At 59.5% G+C, this 16,443-nt stretch carries 14 protein-coding genes and 1 pseudogene; 9 read left to right on the plus strand and 6 right to left on the minus strand.

Features of this window, described 5'->3' with window-relative positions; genetic code table 11:
- Both NW809_RS04460 and NW809_RS04465 read right to left on the minus strand, forming a co-directional pair.
- Nucleotides 1-1,790, minus strand: a 1,790-nt coding sequence (locus NW809_RS04460; RefSeq protein ID WP_414401610.1) for a polysaccharide deacetylase family protein, incomplete at its 3' end; no start/stop codon positions are given.
- Between the two features lie 188 nt (nucleotides 1,791-1,978).
- Entirely contained in the window at nucleotides 1,979-2,470 is a 492-nt protein-coding gene (locus NW809_RS04465) for a phycobilisome linker polypeptide (protein ID WP_099812449.1), read from the minus strand.
- Nucleotides 2,471-2,659: 189 nt separating this feature from the next.
- Here NW809_RS04465 and NW809_RS04470 point away from each other — a divergent pair, with 189 nt between their 5' ends.
- From NW809_RS04470 to cobN, 5 genes and pseudogenes are all read left to right on the plus strand, one after another.
- Nucleotides 2,660-3,193, plus strand: a complete 534-nt coding sequence (locus NW809_RS04470; RefSeq protein WP_414401611.1) for a DUF4079 domain-containing protein — start codon at nucleotides 2,660-2,662, stop codon at nucleotides 3,191-3,193.
- A 390-nt stretch (nucleotides 3,194-3,583) separates the two neighbouring features.
- A complete protein-coding gene (locus NW809_RS04475) occupies nucleotides 3,584-4,030 on the plus strand; it encodes a hypothetical protein (RefSeq protein WP_414401612.1) in 447 nt (148 codons plus the stop codon).
- Nucleotides 4,021-4,312 (plus strand): annotated as a pseudogene (locus NW809_RS04480) (IS630 family transposase); the annotation flags it as partial. The gene NW809_RS04475 and the pseudogene NW809_RS04480, both read left to right, overlap by 10 nt.
- A 12-nt stretch (nucleotides 4,313-4,324) precedes the next feature.
- Nucleotides 4,325-4,570, plus strand: coding sequence for an SBBP repeat-containing protein (locus NW809_RS04485; RefSeq protein ID WP_414401619.1), 246 nt, complete (start codon nucleotides 4,325-4,327; stop codon nucleotides 4,568-4,570).
- Nucleotides 4,571-4,959: 389 nt separating this feature from the next.
- On the plus strand, nucleotides 4,960-7,164 hold the full coding sequence (gene cobN / locus NW809_RS04490; RefSeq protein WP_099812448.1) for a cobaltochelatase subunit CobN: 2,205 nt from the start codon (nucleotides 4,960-4,962) through the stop codon (nucleotides 7,162-7,164).
- A gap of 91 nt (nucleotides 7,165-7,255) precedes the next feature.
- Here cobN and NW809_RS04495 read toward each other — a convergent pair whose 3' ends face one another.
- Together NW809_RS04495 and NW809_RS04500 are read right to left on the minus strand one after the other, a co-directional pair.
- Nucleotides 7,256-7,570, minus strand: a complete 315-nt coding sequence (locus NW809_RS04495) for an RNA recognition motif domain-containing protein (protein WP_011429415.1) — start codon at nucleotides 7,568-7,570, stop codon at nucleotides 7,256-7,258.
- A gap of 254 nt (nucleotides 7,571-7,824) precedes the next feature.
- Nucleotides 7,825-10,563, minus strand: coding sequence for a valine--tRNA ligase (locus NW809_RS04500; RefSeq protein ID WP_414401613.1), 2,739 nt, complete (start codon nucleotides 10,561-10,563; stop codon nucleotides 7,825-7,827).
- 170 nt (nucleotides 10,564-10,733) lie between these two features.
- On the opposite strand from NW809_RS04500, the gene NW809_RS04505 reads away from it, so the two are divergent.
- The gene (locus tag NW809_RS04505) at nucleotides 10,734-11,159 is read left to right on the plus strand and encodes a heavy metal-responsive transcriptional regulator (RefSeq protein ID WP_414401614.1); all 426 of its coding nucleotides are present in this window, start codon (nucleotides 10,734-10,736) and stop codon (nucleotides 11,157-11,159) included.
- Between the two features lie 44 nt (nucleotides 11,160-11,203).
- The gene (locus NW809_RS04510) at nucleotides 11,204-11,650 is read left to right on the plus strand and encodes a putative iron-sulfur cluster-binding metallochaperone (RefSeq protein ID WP_414401615.1); all 447 of its coding nucleotides are present in this window, start codon (nucleotides 11,204-11,206) and stop codon (nucleotides 11,648-11,650) included.
- Here NW809_RS04510 and NW809_RS04515 read toward each other — a convergent pair.
- Nucleotides 11,640-12,461, minus strand: a complete 822-nt coding sequence (locus NW809_RS04515; RefSeq protein WP_414401616.1) for a phosphatidate cytidylyltransferase — start codon at nucleotides 12,459-12,461, stop codon at nucleotides 11,640-11,642. The genes NW809_RS04510 and NW809_RS04515 overlap by 11 nt on opposite strands.
- A 276-nt stretch (nucleotides 12,462-12,737) precedes the next feature.
- Between NW809_RS04515 and pdhA the strand changes: the two genes are divergently transcribed.
- Nucleotides 12,738-13,739, plus strand: coding sequence for a pyruvate dehydrogenase (acetyl-transferring) E1 component subunit alpha (pdhA, locus tag NW809_RS04520; protein ID WP_414401617.1), 1,002 nt, complete (start codon nucleotides 12,738-12,740; stop codon nucleotides 13,737-13,739).
- Between the two features lie 192 nt (nucleotides 13,740-13,931).
- Nucleotides 13,932-15,512, plus strand: a complete 1,581-nt coding sequence (locus NW809_RS04525) for an NAD(P)H-quinone oxidoreductase subunit 4 (RefSeq protein ID WP_414401618.1) — start codon at nucleotides 13,932-13,934, stop codon at nucleotides 15,510-15,512.
- Between the two features lie 194 nt (nucleotides 15,513-15,706).
- On the opposite strand, the gene NW809_RS04530 is transcribed toward NW809_RS04525, so the two are convergent.
- Nucleotides 15,707-15,886 (minus strand): hypothetical protein, encoded by a 180-nt coding sequence (locus tag NW809_RS04530; protein ID WP_011429425.1) that lies wholly within the window; start codon nucleotides 15,884-15,886, stop codon nucleotides 15,707-15,709.
- Between the last annotated feature and the right edge of the window lie 557 nt (nucleotides 15,887-16,443).

A 16,443-nucleotide genomic window follows, 5' to 3' on the forward strand; every position in this document is an offset into this window, starting at 1 on the left:
GCCCATAGGCGGTTCAGGTCGTAGAGCAGAATGGCATGGGGCACAGGGCGGCTGGGCTGGTTGGGGCCGGCATGGCCAGTGGCCAAAATCTGTCCCCGGTAGACTAGCGATGTGCTAAAGCCGGAGTCCAGCAGCACCGCCTCGCGGATCCCACTTTTGGGCAGAAGACGGGCCAGGATGGCGGCGTTGACGTGGGTTTTGGTAACTCCGATCACTACCTGGTCTTGGTTGTCCACCCCAAAGAAAGCCCTGGGGCGAAACTCGGCGGCGCTAGAGAGGCGGAAGGAATCGATCTCCGCCTGGGAGAGGGCATGGCCGTCCTTAACCAGCCACAGGCCCGCCACAAACAGATCCGTAACATCCGGCATCAACTGGCGGATGTTCTCAAGCCGGGTCATAGTGTCGGGATCAAAAGGCACAAAGCGCAGCCGATCCCTGCCCAGCAGCACCAGGGGGCGACCGCGCACCACCTTGTCGTCTTCGGGGCGACCGGGGATGAACGTCTTGTGGTTGGCGGCCATCACCGGTCCCACCATGACGTTGCTGGCGGAGTTGATCCAAGGAATGGAGAAGAAGCTGCCGTTGATGCCGGCATCGGCCTGGTAGCGCTGGGCCAAGGTTCTCACCTCGTAGCGCCGCTCCGCGTGCACCGTGGCTGCCCGTCCGCCGCGGATGGTGAGGATCCTCACCCCGTCAATGACCTCATCGGTCGGGGCCAGGGGCTGAGTCACATCCAGCCAGTAGTCGGGGCTGCGGCTGAGGGTGAAGGTGCGGGCGCCGATGATGGCCTCGGTGATGCGAAACTGGTTAAAGCGCCGTACCTCCAGCAAGTTGGGCGACTGTCCCGTAAAGCCGGGATCCATTGTAAAGGCCATCCAGTAACCCGCCTCGGCCAGGTATTGCTTTACCCGCTCGTCCCGATTGCCTTCCGGATAGGCGAAGTAGTGGATGGGGTGGCCCAGCTCCTCTTCCAGCTTGGTCTTGCAGTCAAACACCTCTCGCCGCAGGCGGGCATCGTCTAGCACCCGTAGGTCAGGGGGATGGTTGACGGTGTGGGCAGCAAAGTCGATCAACCCGCTGGCATCCATCTCCCGCATCTGATCCCAGGTGAAGTGATCTTTGCTGGTGGGCACGCCGACAAAGCCGGTCTGCACAAAGTAGGTGGCGGGGTAGTTGTACTCCTTCAAAAGCGGGTAGGCGTTTTCGTAAAGCCCAAGGTAGGCGTCGTCAAAGGTGAGCAAAATGGCCTTTTCCGGCAAGGGATCCCCATCTCGCAGGTGTTTGTAAAGCTGGTCGATGTGGATGGGAATCAGCCCCGCCTGCTTGATGGCTTCAAAGTGCTGTCGCAGCTCCGCCGCCGTGGTGTCAAACCAAACCTCTTTGCGGCCGGCCACCACATCGTGATACATGATGGCGGGCACGTAGGAGAGGCTGGCCAAGGGATCCAACGCAAAGGGATCCCGCTGCAGTTGCGGCTGTTGGGGGAGGGGCGGGCGCTGTCGGGCTGCCTTGGCCTCGGCCCGAGGCGCTGGCAACTCGGCTGGGGGTGGCAGCAGCCCCGACAGGCGGCTCACCCAACCAGGATGGGCAGTGGCCCAGGCCACCAGGGCTCCCGTCCCAAATCCCAGCACTGTGGTCAACAAAGCCAAGAAGCGGAGCAGCCGGAAGCGCAACTGGGTTGGCGGTCGCTGCGCAGAGCTAGAAAGACTTCGGCCCAGGAAGGGGGATCCCCTTTTTGCCCTAGGAACTGGATGGCCGCCCCGGCGCGTCGGCGGCTGTCGAGACGTCATGTCCTCCTCCTCACCGGCAAAACCAACGTCAGCCTACCACCCCCATCTCCTGGTTGAGGATAGGGAAGCCCTTGCCCGTGGTTCCCTCCAAAACGCCCAGGGATCCCTTTCCTCGCCCAGGTAGCACCCCAGCCCATAGAAGTGGCAGCAGAGCCAAAGCCCACCGCCCCAGATGCCTTCCAGGCAAGTTAGTCGAGGTTGCTCAACAAATTGGACTCCGTAATGCTGACGATCTTGCCCCCCCTTTGGGTAATCCGCTTTACTTCTTGAGAAAGGCGGCTGAAGGGCACTTTGTACTCGACAACGCTTTTGCGCACGCCCCCTCCCACCAGACCGGCTACCTTGATGGTGAAGATCTTGTCGCTGTTGGGCAGGGACGAGGCTGCCGAAGGGGCAACCTGAGCAGGTTTGGTCGCTGGAGCCGCTTCCGCTTGCGGTGCAGCGGCACTCTCCCGCTCCAGAAGCAGCCGCCAACTGCGAGGATAGGCGGGAGCCAGACGATAAACCACCTTGTAAGAGCCGGTTACATGGTCATCTTCCGACTCCACCCTCACCACTGTTCCTGCTGGGATATCCAGTTTGGCGCCCTTGGACATGACTTTAATTCCAGGCCAATTGGTGGGCACATCCGTCAGCAGCTCAACTTCAAAGGACTGATCCCCCAACAACAACTTGGCCATGTGAATAACTCCGTTTTGCTCATCAGCAGGCGGCAGCCGAAGATCTGTGGCCGACCACGGCTTCACCGCTAGACATTTTACCGTTGCGGCTGCACCCCCTGAAGCTTCCCGCCGGCATCTGTCATCGAAAGTGGGTTTGTTGTAGATTTGTTAAGAAGTTGTAGTTGTCCCGAAGGTGGAGGGATCCCTATGCTGAGTGTGGCTCTGCCCGATCTGTCGGCAACTTCGGAGAGGTTGACGGCTGCCTTGCAGCCGGTGGCCCAGTTTTTTGCCGGCTTCAACCTGCCCCAGCCAATCGTGCAATGGGGACATCCTTTGATGATGGGCATTGTGGTAGTGGTCATGGGCAGCTTTGTCGGCCTGACCGGCTGGCGGGGGCGGGTCTTGCGCCTAGCAGCCGAGGGATCCCTGCCGGAATCGGCCCAAAAGCCGCTTTGGGATCACCGCAAGCTGGCCCCTTGGATGGCCACCTTCATTGCCCTAGGCTACACCGGCGGCCTTCTCTCCTTGGTCATGCAGGGCCAGCCCCTGCTGAGCAGCCCCCATTTTTGGACGGGATCCCTGGTGTTGCTGCTGTTGGCAGCCAACGGTGCCCTGTCCCTAAGTGGCTTTGGGGGCAACCGCGAGGTCCTGCGCACCACCCATGCCTACTTAGGCAGCCTCATCCTCTGCGTGCTCTTCGCCCATGCTTTGCTGGGACTGAAGCTGGGCCTATCTCTGTAGGCGATCCCGGCTTTCTTCCTTCCAGTGCCTGGGGTGGGGGCGTTGCTCAGCGAAGTAAGCAGAACCTTAGGGCTTTGCCCTAGAGAACTGTGTAGGGGCGTCTTGACAACGACTTGATGAGTCCGCTTGTGGACTGCGTAGGAATCCCCCGACTTTAGTCGGGGGAGTGTTTCGGGACAAAGAGACGGCCCCAGAAGTTGTAGCCGAGGGATTTTTCTGGAACTTCAAGGGAGATGAGGCTCTGTTCCCGCTGGTTTCCGAAGCCTAACGAATTCGTCTAGCCCACTTTTCAATCCCCTACTTCCAGTTCATACCTCCCTGGCGGAACCTCTGCCCTACCAGATTAGCGCCGTCTATGAAAAAATGCTGACGCGGCAGCCGCTGCGCTTTTTGCTGGCTGAAGATCCCGGCGCCGGCAAGAGAGTTATGGCGGGGCTCTTGATTCGCGGCAATCTGCACCGTTGTCTCATTGTCTGTCCTGGCAGCCTAGTGCTGCAGCGGATTGAAGCTGCGCGAACGGGAAATTTGTTTCAAGAGATCCCTTTGCTGATTGCCCGGCTGGATAAACTGAGCCGAGATGAGGCGCTGCAAGAAAAGCTGAAGGCAACAGATTGGGATTTGATTGCTGTCAATGAGGCTCACAAGCTCTCGGCCTCTTTTTTCGGCGGAGAAGTCAAGGAAAACAAGCGCTATAAGCTAGGTAAGTTGCTCTCCCAGCTAACGCGCCATTTCTTGCTAATGACAGCTACCTCCCACAATGGTAGGGAAGAGAATTTTCAGCTCTTCCTAGCCCTTCCGGGCGGGGATCGCTTTGAGGGAAGATTCTCAAGAAAGTGATGGCAATTATTGCGGAACAACCAGACTTCTACCTGTGGCAGTATCAAGAACTCTTGCGGGAGGGCTTAGCGATTGATGTGAGTACCGTCACGATACACAATCTCTTGAAAAAGCAAGGAATGACTCTAAAAAAAGACTTACCGCAGTGCGAGAGACCAAGAAGAAGAGGTGCAAAGAGAACGACTAGCTTATAGTCAAGAAGTCAGGGATATTCCAGCGGAGGATTTGATTGCCCTCGACCAGACAGGGGTGTGGGAGGGAATGAAACGGGGAGTAGCTCGGAAAAGAGGGCCTATGAGCAGGAGACAGGCACTGGCTAGAGCAGTTCTGGGCGGCTTAGCTTGTGTCGGCTTAGGTTTTGGGTGTGGTCGCGGCCCTTGGCTGCGCCAGTTGGGCACCCCTTCCTCTGACGAAGCCCGCGCCATCGCGATTGATGCCCAGGGAAATGTTTGGGTGGCAGGGGCAACCGAGGGAAACTTTTTTGGCCAAAGCTCGGCGGGGAGCAGCGATGTTTTCTTGCGCAAGTACACAAGAGGATAGCTTGGTAGCCCCGTACTTGAGTGCGGGGCGGAAAAGCCCTTGAGCAACTTTAGTTGCTTCTTTGTTATAGTTAGTACAGAGCTTCTCCAGGAAAACAACCTACTGCGGTGCAAAACCCGCGCGGCAATAACTAACCTGGAGGAACTTAAGTCCGAAGTAAGCAGAACTTTGAGGTTATGCCTCAAAGGACTGTCTAGGGGCGTCTTGACAGCGCCTTTGCGAGTCCATTTTGGGCTGCGTAAGAATCCCCTGGGTGGGAGTGTCAACCAGGGAACTTTCCCCGGCCAGACCAGCGCCGGCGGGCAGGCTGCTTTTGTGCTTAAGTACGGTCGCTAAGCTGAGGTGTACGCTGAGGAGAAGTTACTGGCGGAGCGCTTGGCGCTGGTTCTATGCATCGGATAGCCGCTTTGCCAGGGGGATGGGATCCTTCGCAAGGCGGGGTCGTTTTCCTGGAGCAGGATCCGGCCCCCATCGTTGTCCTGTCGGCAGCCGACACGGATCTGACGGCCTTGAGCGCGGCGATGCGGCTGCTGCCGGCTGATTTTCCAGCGGTGCGGGCGGCCAATTTGCTGCAGTTGCAACAGCCCCTGAGCATCGACGACTACGCCGAGAAAGTGTTGCGGCGGGCCCAGGTGGTGCTCCTTCGCCTTTTGGGGGGAAGGGCCTACTGGAGCTATGGCCTGGAGGTGGCCAAAGAGGTAGCGGCAGCAGCGGGATCCACCCTGATTGTGATCCCTGGGGATGACCGCCCCGACTGGGATTTGGTCAGCCACTCCACCGTGCCCCTAGCGGTGGCAGACCGGGTGTGGCAGTACTGGCTGGAAGGGGGGGCGGCCAATGTGGCGGCCTGCTTGAAACTCTTGGCCAGGGAGTTCCTGGGGCAGGAGTACGCCGTGCCGGAGCCGCAGGTGCTGCCCCGCCTGGGGATCTACCATCCCCCCCTGCCCAGGGATCCCCACGCCCCCAAGGTAGGGATCCTGCTCTACCGGGCCCATGTTTTGGCGGGGAATACGCAGCCCATAGATGCCCTGGCCGAAGCCCTGCAGGAGCGGGGGTTGCAGCCGCTGTGTCTTTATACCTACAGCCTGCAGGAGCCGGACTTGCCCCAGGCCATGCGGGAGCACTTCGGCGGCCAAATTGAACTTTTGTTGAACACCACCAGTTTTTCCCTCGCTCGGCTGGAGAGCGAGCAGCCCGATGTTCGCCTTTGGCAGGAGCTGGATGTGCCGGTTGTGCAGGTGGTCTTGAGCAGCGGGTCGCGGGAGCGCTGGGAGAACGCCACGCGAGGCTTGGGGGCGCGGGATCTGGCCATGAACGTGGTGCTGCCAGAGGTGGACGGGCGCATCCTCAGCCGGGCCATCTCGTTCAAGACGGTTCAACAGTGGGATCCCCGCCTGCAGACGGAGATCATGGCCTATGAGGCCGTGCCGGATCGGGTGGCGTTTGTGGCCGAGCTGGCGGCCAACTGGGTAAAGCTGCGGCGCACCCCTGCCGAGCAGCGCCGTCTGGCCTTGATTTTGGCCAACTACCCCAGCCGGGATGGGCGGCTGGCCAATGGGGTAGGGTTGGATACACCGGCAAGCTGCGTCGAGATCCTCAAAGCCCTGGCGCAAGCCGGCTACCGCGCCTGTCCACTGCCCCAGAGCGGAGATGAGCTCATCCGCTGGCTAACCCAGGGCCAAACCTATGATCCGCTGGGATCCCTACGCCCGGCGCGGCAGGTGCTGCCGGCTGCCCTCTATCGGGAGTGGTTTGCCCAGTTGCCTGCCGCTGTCCAAGGCGATCTGCTGCGGCAGTGGGGGGATCCGCCTGCCCACGACATCCCCATTGTCGGCCTGCAGTTGGAGCACGTTTTTGTCGGGATCCAGCCGCCGCGGGGCTACGACCGGGATCCCTCTTTGAACTACCACGCTCCGGATCTGGTGCCACCCCACGAGTACCTGGCCTTTTACCTGTGGCTGCGCCAGGTGTTCGGCGTCCACGCGGTGGTGCATGTGGGCAAGCACGGCAACCTGGAGTGGCTGCCCGGCAAGGGATCCGCCCTTTCCGCCACCTGCTACCCAGAAATTGCCCTAGGGCCTCTGCCCCACTTCTATCCTTTCATCGTCAACGACCCCGGCGAAGGATCCCAGGCCAAGCGGCGGGCCCAAGCGGTGATCCTCGACCACCTCACCCCGCCCCTGACCCGCGCCGAGCTCTACGGCCCCTTGGCAGAGTTGGAGCGGCTGATGGACGAGTACTACGAGGCCCAGCAGATGGATCCGGGCCGCTGCCCCCTGATTCGCGCCCAGATCCAAGAGCTGGTTCGCCGAGAGCAGCTGGACTGGCAGTTCAACCTGGAGAAAGAGGAAGACTGGGGCCGCCTCGATGGCTACCTCTGCGAGCTCAAAGAATCCCAGATCCGGGATGGGCTGCACATTTTTGGCCGCACCCCCACTGGCGAGCAACTGGTGGATCTCCTGTTGGCCCTGGCCCGCTACCCGGGCGCTGGCCAGTTGGGCCTCACCCAGGCCATTGCCCGCGACTGGGGCTGGGACTGGGATCCCCTAGCCGTTGACCTGACAGAGCCCTGGCCGGACAAACCGCCGGCTTAGTTGCAAGAAAAGGCTCGTTGTCTCGATCCCCAACCCCCCTCTCCCTCTGGGAGAGGGGCCGGGGGTGAGGGGTTGACGTTTTAATAGCGAGTTAATAGCGAGATTGGAAGTTGCGCCGCCGCTCGCCGCCGTTACCAGAGCGGAAACCGGAGGTGGGGCGTTCTTCCCGCGGGCGAGCCTTGTTGACCTTGAGGTCGCGGCCCATCCATTCCGCGCCATCCAGAGCGGCAATGGCAGCCTGCTCTTCGGCCTCAGAGCTCATTTCCACAAACCCAAAGCCGCGGATGCGGCCCGTCTCGCGGTCGGTGGGGATCTGCACCCGCTTCACAGAACCGTACTCGGCAAACACAGCGGTCAATTCCGCTTCCGTCACCTTAAAGGAAAGGTTACCTACATAAATCGACATCGACGATCTCCGAAAGAGAGAGGAACAAGCGAGATATTCGGAGAGCCGTCTGCCAATACAAAACGTGAAAACCCGTCCAGACCGGAAGAACCGAACGCTACAACCGACATTTATCTCGAGCTAAGCCTTATCGTAACACAGAGATGGGGAATGGCCACTGCAATTTCGCAAAAATAGCCGGTGCCATTAAGCTCGAGGCTACGAAAGTCGGCTGCCCAGGGCAAGAGCCGCCAAGGAGAGCGCTCCCCACTGCTCTAGCCCAACTTTTCCATGCGGGCTTGCAAAAGCTGCATCTGGGCCTCCAGCTCCGCCAGTTGCTCGCGGCTGGCCTGCACCACTTCGGGGTTGGCCCGGCTGAGGAAATTGGGGTTCTCCAGGCGGGCGCGGATCCCTTGGGCTTCTTTTTCCAGCTTGGCCAGATCTTTTTGCACCTTGGCCCGCAGCGCCTCCACATCCACCAGCCCTGCCAGGGGCACCAGCACCTGCACTGTGCCCACTACGGCAGCCGCCACCTGCTTGGGATCCCTGGCCAGGGATCCCGTGATTTCTAAGGACTCCACCTTGGCCAGCTCGCGGATGTAGGCCTGGGCGGCGGTGAGAATCCGCTGCTCTTCAGGATCCTCGGTAACCAGCAGCGCGGCGATGGTTTGATGGGGCTTGAGGCCAGCTTCCGCTCGCAGGTTGCGCAGGCTGGTGATGACTTGGGTGACCAAGCCAAACTCCCGCTCCAGTTGGGGGTTAACCCAGCTGGGGTCAGGGGTGGGATAGGGCTGCACCGAGATGGAAGTGGTTTGGTTAGCCTGGGTGAGGAGTTGCCAGACTTCCTCGGTGACGTGGGGCATCCAGGGGTGCAGCAGCCGCAGAATGGTCTCCAGCACGGTGGCCAATATCTGCTGCGCCGTGCGCTTGGAGGCCAGGTCTTCTCCCCGCAGCCGAGGTTTAGCCAGCTCGATGTACCAGTCACAAAAGTCGTCCCAAATTAGGGAGTACAGAAGCCGCGCCCCCTCGCCCAGGCCGTAGGCTTCCAGCTCCTCGATCACTTGGGTGGCTGTGGAGTGCAGCCGGGAGAGGATCCAGCGATCGGCCGGCTCCAGCGCTTCCGGGACAGGGGATCCCAGTTGGGCGGGGGTCTGTCCCTCCAAGTTCATCAACACAAAGCGGGAGGCGTTCCAGATCTTGTTGGCAAAGTTGCGGGCTGCCTCCACGCTGGCACTCTCGCCGGTCTTGCGGTCGTAAGCCAAGCGGATATCCTGCCCGGCCCCCACCACTTCCCTGACCAGAGCGTAGCGCAGGGCATCGGTGCCGTACTTGTCCAAGAGCTCGATGGGATCGATGCCGTTGCCCTTGGACTTGGACATCTTCGCCCCGTGCTCGTCCCGCACCAGGCCGTTGATGTAGACATCTTTGAAGGGGATCTGGCCGGTAAACTGCACCCCCATCATGGCCATGCGGGCCACCCAGAAAAAGATGATGTCGAAGCCCGTCGACATCAGGGAGGTGGGGTAGTAGCGCTTGAAGTCCTCCGTCTCCTCTGGCCAGCCCAGCGTGGAAAAGGGCCACAGAGCCGAGCTAAACCAGGTGTCCAAAACATCGGGATCCCGCTCCAGCCGCTCAACTTCTGGACCAAACTTCTCCCGCGCCTTGATCCAGGCTTCCTCCTCATTGCGAGCCACCACAAAAACCTGGGGATCCTCAGGGAGCTGGCCGTTGATGACCGGATACCAGGCTGGGATCTGGTGCCCCCACCACAGTTGTCGCGAGATGCACCAGGGGCGCAGCTTCTCCAGCCAGCCCGTGTAAACCTTGGTCCAGCGCTCCGGAATAAAGCGGGGGTTGTGGTGTTCCCGCTCCTCCTGCAAGCAACGAGCTGCCATCCCCGAGACATCGCAAAACCACTGGATGGAGAGCAAAGGCTCAATGGGCACACCCCCCCGGTCGCTATAGGGCACGGTGTGGGTGTACTCTTCCACCTTCTCCAGCAGGCCGTGCTCGGCAAACCACTGCACCACCTTCTCGCGGGCCACAAAGCGATCCAGGCCGGTGAAGGGATCCCCGTTCTCGTTGAGGGTGCCGTCCTTGTTGAGGATGTTGATCAAGGGCAACTGGTGGCGCTGGCCCATCTCAAAGTCGTTGGGGTCGTGGGCTGGGGTAACCTTGACGCATCCAGACCCAAAGGTGGGATCCACATACTCGTCGGCAATGATGGGGATAAGGCGATCCTTGATGGGCAGCCGGACAAACTGGCCGATGAGATGGCGGTAGCGCTCGTCTTGGGGGTTAACCGCCACGGCTGTATCCCCCAGCATTGTCTCAGGGCGGGTGGTGGCCACCACCAGGTACTGGCTGGGGTCGGCGGCCAAGGGGTAGCGGAAATGCCAGAGGTGGCCCTTGACCTCTTTGTTGTCCACCTCGATGTCGGAGACCGCCGACTGGGTGGCCGGACACCAGTTGACCAGATACTCGCCCCGATAGATGAGCCCTGCTTCGTAGAGGCGGACAAAGGCTTCCGTAACGGCCCGGCTCAGCCCCTCATCGAGGGTAAAGCGATCCCGTGTCCAGTCCAGCGACAAGCCCAGCCGCCGCAGTTGGCTTTTGATGGTGCCCTGCGACTCCTCCTTCCAAGCCCAGGCCCGCTCTAGAAAAGCCTCGCGGCCCAGGTCAAAGCGGCTCTTGCCCTCCTGGCGCAGTTGGTTTTCCAGAATGGTGTGCACGGCAATGCTGGCATGATCCGTGCCCGGCAGCCAGAGGACGTTGTAGCCGCGCATGCGCTTGTAGCGCACCACCACATCCGGCAGGGTAAAGGCAAAGGCATGGCCCATGTGCAGGCTGCCCGTGACATTGGGCGGGGGCAGGACCATGCTGAAGGCTTCCCCCGGCGCCTTGGGATCCGCCACGTAAAACCCCTTTTCCTCCCAAAAGCGCTGCCACTTGGGCTCGGTCTCAAAGGGGTTGTACTGGCTGGGCAGGTTGGCGAGGGAAGGTGCAGCAGTCATGCGGAGGCTGGGTTGCTCAAAGGACTACCCTAACTAGGTTAGCAAGCTTACTCCCAGCCGTCGGGTTTTCTTTTGGGGGGGTGGGCTTTGCTGGGGATCCCTCTTGACCCTGTAGTTAGCTACAGGGTTTAGACTAAGAGAGCTTCTGGAGAGAGGGTAGAGAACCCGGCATGTCTGAGCTGCTGCGGGTGGGTCAGGTAGCCGAGAAGTTGGGCATCAGCCCCCAAACCCTCTACTTCTACGAGCGCCTGGGGCTCATCCCCAAGCCCCGTAGGACAGAGGGGGGCTACCGCCTCTACGGAGAAGCTGAGCTGGAGCGGCTAGCTTTCATTGCCCGCGCTAAGGCTTTGGGACTTACCCTGGCCGAGATCAAAGAATTGCTCCTGCTTCAGGAGAACGGGCAAGCCCTGCCCTGTTGGCAGGTGTACGTAAAGCTAACTGAAAAACTAAGACAAATCGACAAGTCAATTGCCCATCTCCAGGAACTTAGAGGGGAGTTATCGACACTCATTGAAAAGTGTCAACAAAAATTTTCTGAGCAGGAGAAAAGTTCCTCTTGCGCTATCTTTCAACAGCAACAGCTTAATAACCCATGACAAGAGAACCCTTTTTCCCATTTTCTGCTAAAGCTTGGCAGCCCTTGTGTCCAAAGAGCGGGGAGCAAGGGATCCCGGTTCAACTGATTACGCTGAAGAGCCTTCTGTCTTGTCAGGCTTTGGAGCAACTTAATGCTAACGCCAGCTATGCGTTTTGTCGGGATCCCCTTTGCCCCGTCGTCTATTTTTCTGAGGAAGGTCAGAGCTTTGGGGTTGACGACCTCAAGGTTCCCGTCTTTCAAAAAGAAAGTGGCGAGGACGTGCCTGTCTGCTACTGTTTTGGATGGACGCGCCGGCGCATTTGGCAAGAGCTCCAGGGATCCAAAACGCCCCAGGCTATCCTCAAGGGGATTGCCGACCACATCAAAGCCAGGGGCTGTGGCTGTCAGGTGAACAACCCGCAGGGATTTTGCTGTCTGGAAAACGTCAGACAAGTCATCTTGGAGATGCAGCAAAGGAAGGCTGAGGAACAAAACCCGATTATTGGCTGAAATAGGCGTTGAGCCATTCCAGACATTCCATAAAGTAAAACACCAGCGGCCCGGTAAAGACGTAGCTATCGCCCCGATCCAAAATGCCGCCGTGGCCGGGAATGAGATCCCCGGAGTCTTTTACTCCCGCATCCCGTTTCATGAGGGACTCGGTGAGATCCCCCAGCAGGCTAGTTAACCCAATCAAAAACCCCAGCACGCTGCCGCTCAGCCAGCTCCAGGGCCAGTTTAGGTAGTGGGCTCCCAGCATAGCCAGGGCCATGCTGGCTGCGATCCCGGCCACTGCCCCTTCCACCGTCTTCTTAGGGCTGAGGGTGGAGAGCTTGGTGCGCCCAAAGGCCCGCCCCCAGAGGTAGGCCGCTACATCGGCAGCAATGACACAGCCAATGGCCAACAGCGTAATCCACAGGCCTTTGCCCAGCCCCTCTGAAAAAGACAAGGCCCTGACGCGGATCCAAAAGCTGGGCAATAGCGCGCAGTAAAACAATCCCAGGATCGAGGTGGCAATATCGGCAATGGTGGCGAGCTTAGGCTTAAAAAGCAGATAAAAGCAGATCACAGAACCGGCGACGATAAAAGCAGGGCTGGTCCACTCGGGCTTGACCTGCTGCAAAATCACCAGCACCTGGCTGGAAAACATGGTGGTGCGCATGGCCGGCGCATTGCCCTTAGCCCGCACCAGACGAAAGAACTCCAGTTGGGCCAGAAAAATAATCAGCCCAAGGGCTGCCGTGAAGTACCAGCCCCCTAGCAGGGTAACCGTCAGGGCAAACAGCACCGCCACGAAACCGCTAACCCAACGGGCTCCCATAGGCGCACCCCGCTATGTTGGCCAGCCGTTCCGGTTCGGGGGAGAGATCCCAGCCACCCGAGACCCTTGCCAGGATGCCTGCTCTTGCGGCCTTCGCCTCAGCGGGACGGAGTTCCGACTTCGACGTGGCTGCTGCAACGGCAATGCCTCCTGCCTTAACCTTTCAGTCTACCGCTGGGATCCCCCGCGATCTCCAGTTGGCGGGATCGCAGGTGTTCCTGAGCGTGGGATAATTGAAAAGCCGCAAGAACGGGTTACCCTCAATTGAATTTCAGAATGGTTCAGGAACTTACCTCTCCCGTGGCTAGTCCCCGCATCTCCGCCGAAGAGGCTCGAATGCTCTACGAAGACATGGTGCTGGGCCGCCTGTTTGAGGACAAGTGCGCCGAGATGTACTACAAGGGCAAGATGTTCGGCTTTGTGCACCTCTACAACGGGCAGGAGGCTGTGTCCACGGGGGTGATCAAGGCGCTCAAGCCCACCGACTATATCTGCAGCACCTACCGGGATCACGTGCATGCCCTCAGCGCTGGGATCCCGCCGCGAGCGGTGATGGCGGAGCTCTTCGGCAAGGCCACTGGCTGCAGCAAGGGTCGGGGCGGCTCCATGCATCTGTTTTCGGCAGAGCACAACTTTTTGGGGGGCTATGCCTTTGTGGCCGAAGGGATCCCTGTGGCTACAGGGGCAGCGTTTTCAGCCAAGTACCGCGGCACTGACCAGGTAACCGTCTGCTTTTTTGGGGATGGGGCCTGCAACAACGGCCAATTTTACGAATGTCTCAACATGGCCGCCCTCTGGAAGTTGCCTATCGTCTACGTGGTGGAGAACAACTTTTGGGCTATTGGCATGGCCCACAGGCGTGCCACTTCGGTAACCGACATCTACCTCAAGGGCCCAGCCTTTGGCATGCCTGGCTACCAAGTAGACGGCATGGACGTGCTGGCAGTGCGGGAAGCAGCTCAGCAGGCCATCGCCCGCGCCCGTGCCGGAGAAGGCCCCACTCTCCTGGAGTGCCTCACTTACCGCTTCCGCGGCCATTCTTTGGCCGACCCCGACGAGCTGCGCAGCCCCGAAGAAAAGGAATTTTGGCGGCAGCGGGATCCCATCAAACGCCTGGAGCGCTACGCCTTGGAACACAACTTGATGACTGAGGCGGACTTCCAGGCCATTCACGAGAAAGTGAGCGCCGTAGTGGAAGACGCAGTCCTTTTTGCCCTGGAAAGCCCAGAGCCCACCCTGGACGAGTTGCACCGCTTTGTTTTTGCCGAAGATGAGTAGCTAGGCATTGGGGCAGCGCAGCTTGCCCTCGGGCCGCCATCGCCGCTCTCTTGCCAAGCCTTGATGCTTACCATCAGAGAAACCTTGTCCAGGTCTGCGCTCTTGCGCAGATTTTTTTGTAAAGGTTGCTTTCCATTTGTTTACATAGCTTCATATCATTGAGATGTTGAGTATAAGTACCTATTCTCAATCATGAGCAGTCCTCTTGAGTTTCCTTGGCTGTCGGCCCTGGTGCTGCTGCCACTGCTGGGTGCCTTTGGGATCCCCCTGCTTCCCCAGAGCTGCTGGGCGCGTTGGTATGCCCTTGCCGTGGGGGCTTTGGATTTGGGCCTGATGGCCTACATCTTTGGGTGGCACTACGACCTGCGGGATTTTTCGCTGCAACTGGCCGAGCGTTACGCCTGGGTGCCCCAGATCGGGTTCCACTGGTCGCTGGCGGTGGACGGCCTGTCCTTCCCGCTGGTGCTGCTGTCGGGCTTGATTACGACTTTGGCGATTGTGGCAGCTTGGGAGGTGGCCTACAAGCCGCGTCTATTTTTCTTTTTGCTGCTGCTCCTGTACGGCGCCCAGGTGGGTGTGTTCTTGGCGCAGGATCTGCTCCTGTTTTTCTTGATGTGGGAGATCGAGCTGGTGCCCGTTTATCTCCTGATTGCCATCTGGGGTGGGCCACAGCGCCAGTACGCCGCCACCAAGTTTATCCTCTACACCGCTGCCGCCTCTATTTTCATTCTGGTGGGATCCCTGGCGATGGCCTTTGGCAGCGAGGGCTTTAGCTTGGAGATGGCAGAGCTGGGGGCCAAGTCCTATCCGCTGGCTCTCCAGATCTTGGCGTATGCAGCTTTCCTAATTGCCTTTGGGGTGAAGCTGCCGGTCTTTCCGCTGCACACCTGGCTGCCGGATGCTCATAGCGAAGCCTCGGCGCCCATCTCTATGATCCTGGCCGGGGTGCTGCTCAAGATGGGGGGCTACGGCCTGATCCGCCTAAACGTGGGCATCTTGTCGGAGGCGCATGTGTACTTCGCGCCAGTGCTGGCGGTGCTGGGGGCAGTGAACATCGTCTACGGAGCCCTGGCCGCCCTGGGGCAAAACTACCTCAAGCGGCGCTTGGCCTATTCCTCCATTGCCCATATGGGCTTTGTCTTGATCGGCATTGCCGCTTTTACGGAGCTAGGTCTCAACGGCGCCCTCTTGCAGATGATCTCCCACGGTCTGATCGCTGCGGTTTTGTTCTTCCTGACGGGGATCACCTACGAGCGCACCCACACCCTTGCCCTCGACAAGTTGGGCGGGTTGGCTAAGCAAATGCCGAAGGCCTTTGCCCTGTTTACAGCAGGATCCCTGGCCTCGTTGGCGCTACCCGGAATGAGCGGATTTGTGGGCGAGCTGACGGTGTTCTTGGGCTTGATCACCAGCGATGCCTATGCGCCGACCTTCAAGGCAGGAATTGCTCTGCTGGCGGCAGTGGGCATTATTCTGACGCCCATTTACTTGCTCTCTATGCTGCGGCAGGTGTTCTATGGGGCTCAGGATCCCGGCTTGGTGTTGGAAGACTACCTGGGGGATCTGCGCCCGCGAGAAATGGCGGTGGCTCTCTGTCTGCTGTTGCCGATTCTCGGCATTGGCCTCTACCCGCGGCTGGCTACCCAAACCTACGACGTTACAACGGTGGCGGTAGCTGCTCAGTTGCGCAGTGCCCTGCCGACGGAAATTGTGCAACGGCCCCTCCTGCGGGTGCAACCGGCTCAGGTGGCGGCTTTGCCCCCGACAGATTAGGGAGCATCGGGATCCCCGCTTCTCTCTATTGGTCTCGCCTTGAACGGAAGAGCTGTTGCTTGAGAAGTTGCTTACCTCAAGTTTCAGCTCTTCTTTTGTTTTTTTAGCTTGCTTTAACTTTCGAGTTGGACTCGTGAGTGAGGATGTTTTGGGCTGGAATTCCCTTCTAACCGACTCTCCTTGGGCTGTCAATCCTAGCGAGGATCAGAATGAATGGAGTTGTGCTCGCTCAGATTGAGCTGCACCACCAGCCACCAAAGGGTAACGTCGGAGTAAGTTGCCCGCCGCTTCAGCCGGGAAATGGAATGAACCGGATTTTGGCTGTCGATCATCCACTCCGAAGCGATGATTTGGCTCCGTTGCTGAGCATTCATTGCCTCTCCCCCTTCGCAACTGCTCAAGACTTGGAATAGCTAATATTTAGGATGGCGAATTTGTAGGGGAGCGTGTGAAAAAATATATTACGCAGGGATCCCAAGGAGAGCTAACTTTCTTAGCAATTGCAATCCCAGGGGCCAGTTAGTTGGGCGCTTGCCGACTGCGAGGGCCAGAGAAGCTTGACAAAGGGTCGAAATTTTTGCCAGGGGGGTAGGGATACCCTGACGGTAAGCCGATCCAAAATCTCATCGTGGGAGAGGCCTTTGCGAACCCATCCTTCACAGCTGTGCAGCCGCTGGGCGGCGCCGAGGAGAAAGCGGTCGAGAGGTGGCCTGCGCACAGACTGGATCCGGTCCTGAGAGTAACAAGAAGAGGCCCGCCAGTATCCCCCCTCCAGATCCATTTTGGTTCCCCAGGGTCAAGTCGCGATTTTTGTGGGTTTCTCTTCCACGACCCAAAGCGGGTCCATGTCCAGGTAACGCCGGAAAGCCCAGTCCTCCGTGGCCCTCAGCATCACCACCGTGGCCAGATTCACCAGGCTCCCCTCGCCGGG

The organism is Synechococcus sp. WC101, from assembly GCF_047461555.1.
GTDB lineage: Bacteria > Cyanobacteriota > Cyanobacteriia > Thermostichales > Thermostichaceae > Thermostichus.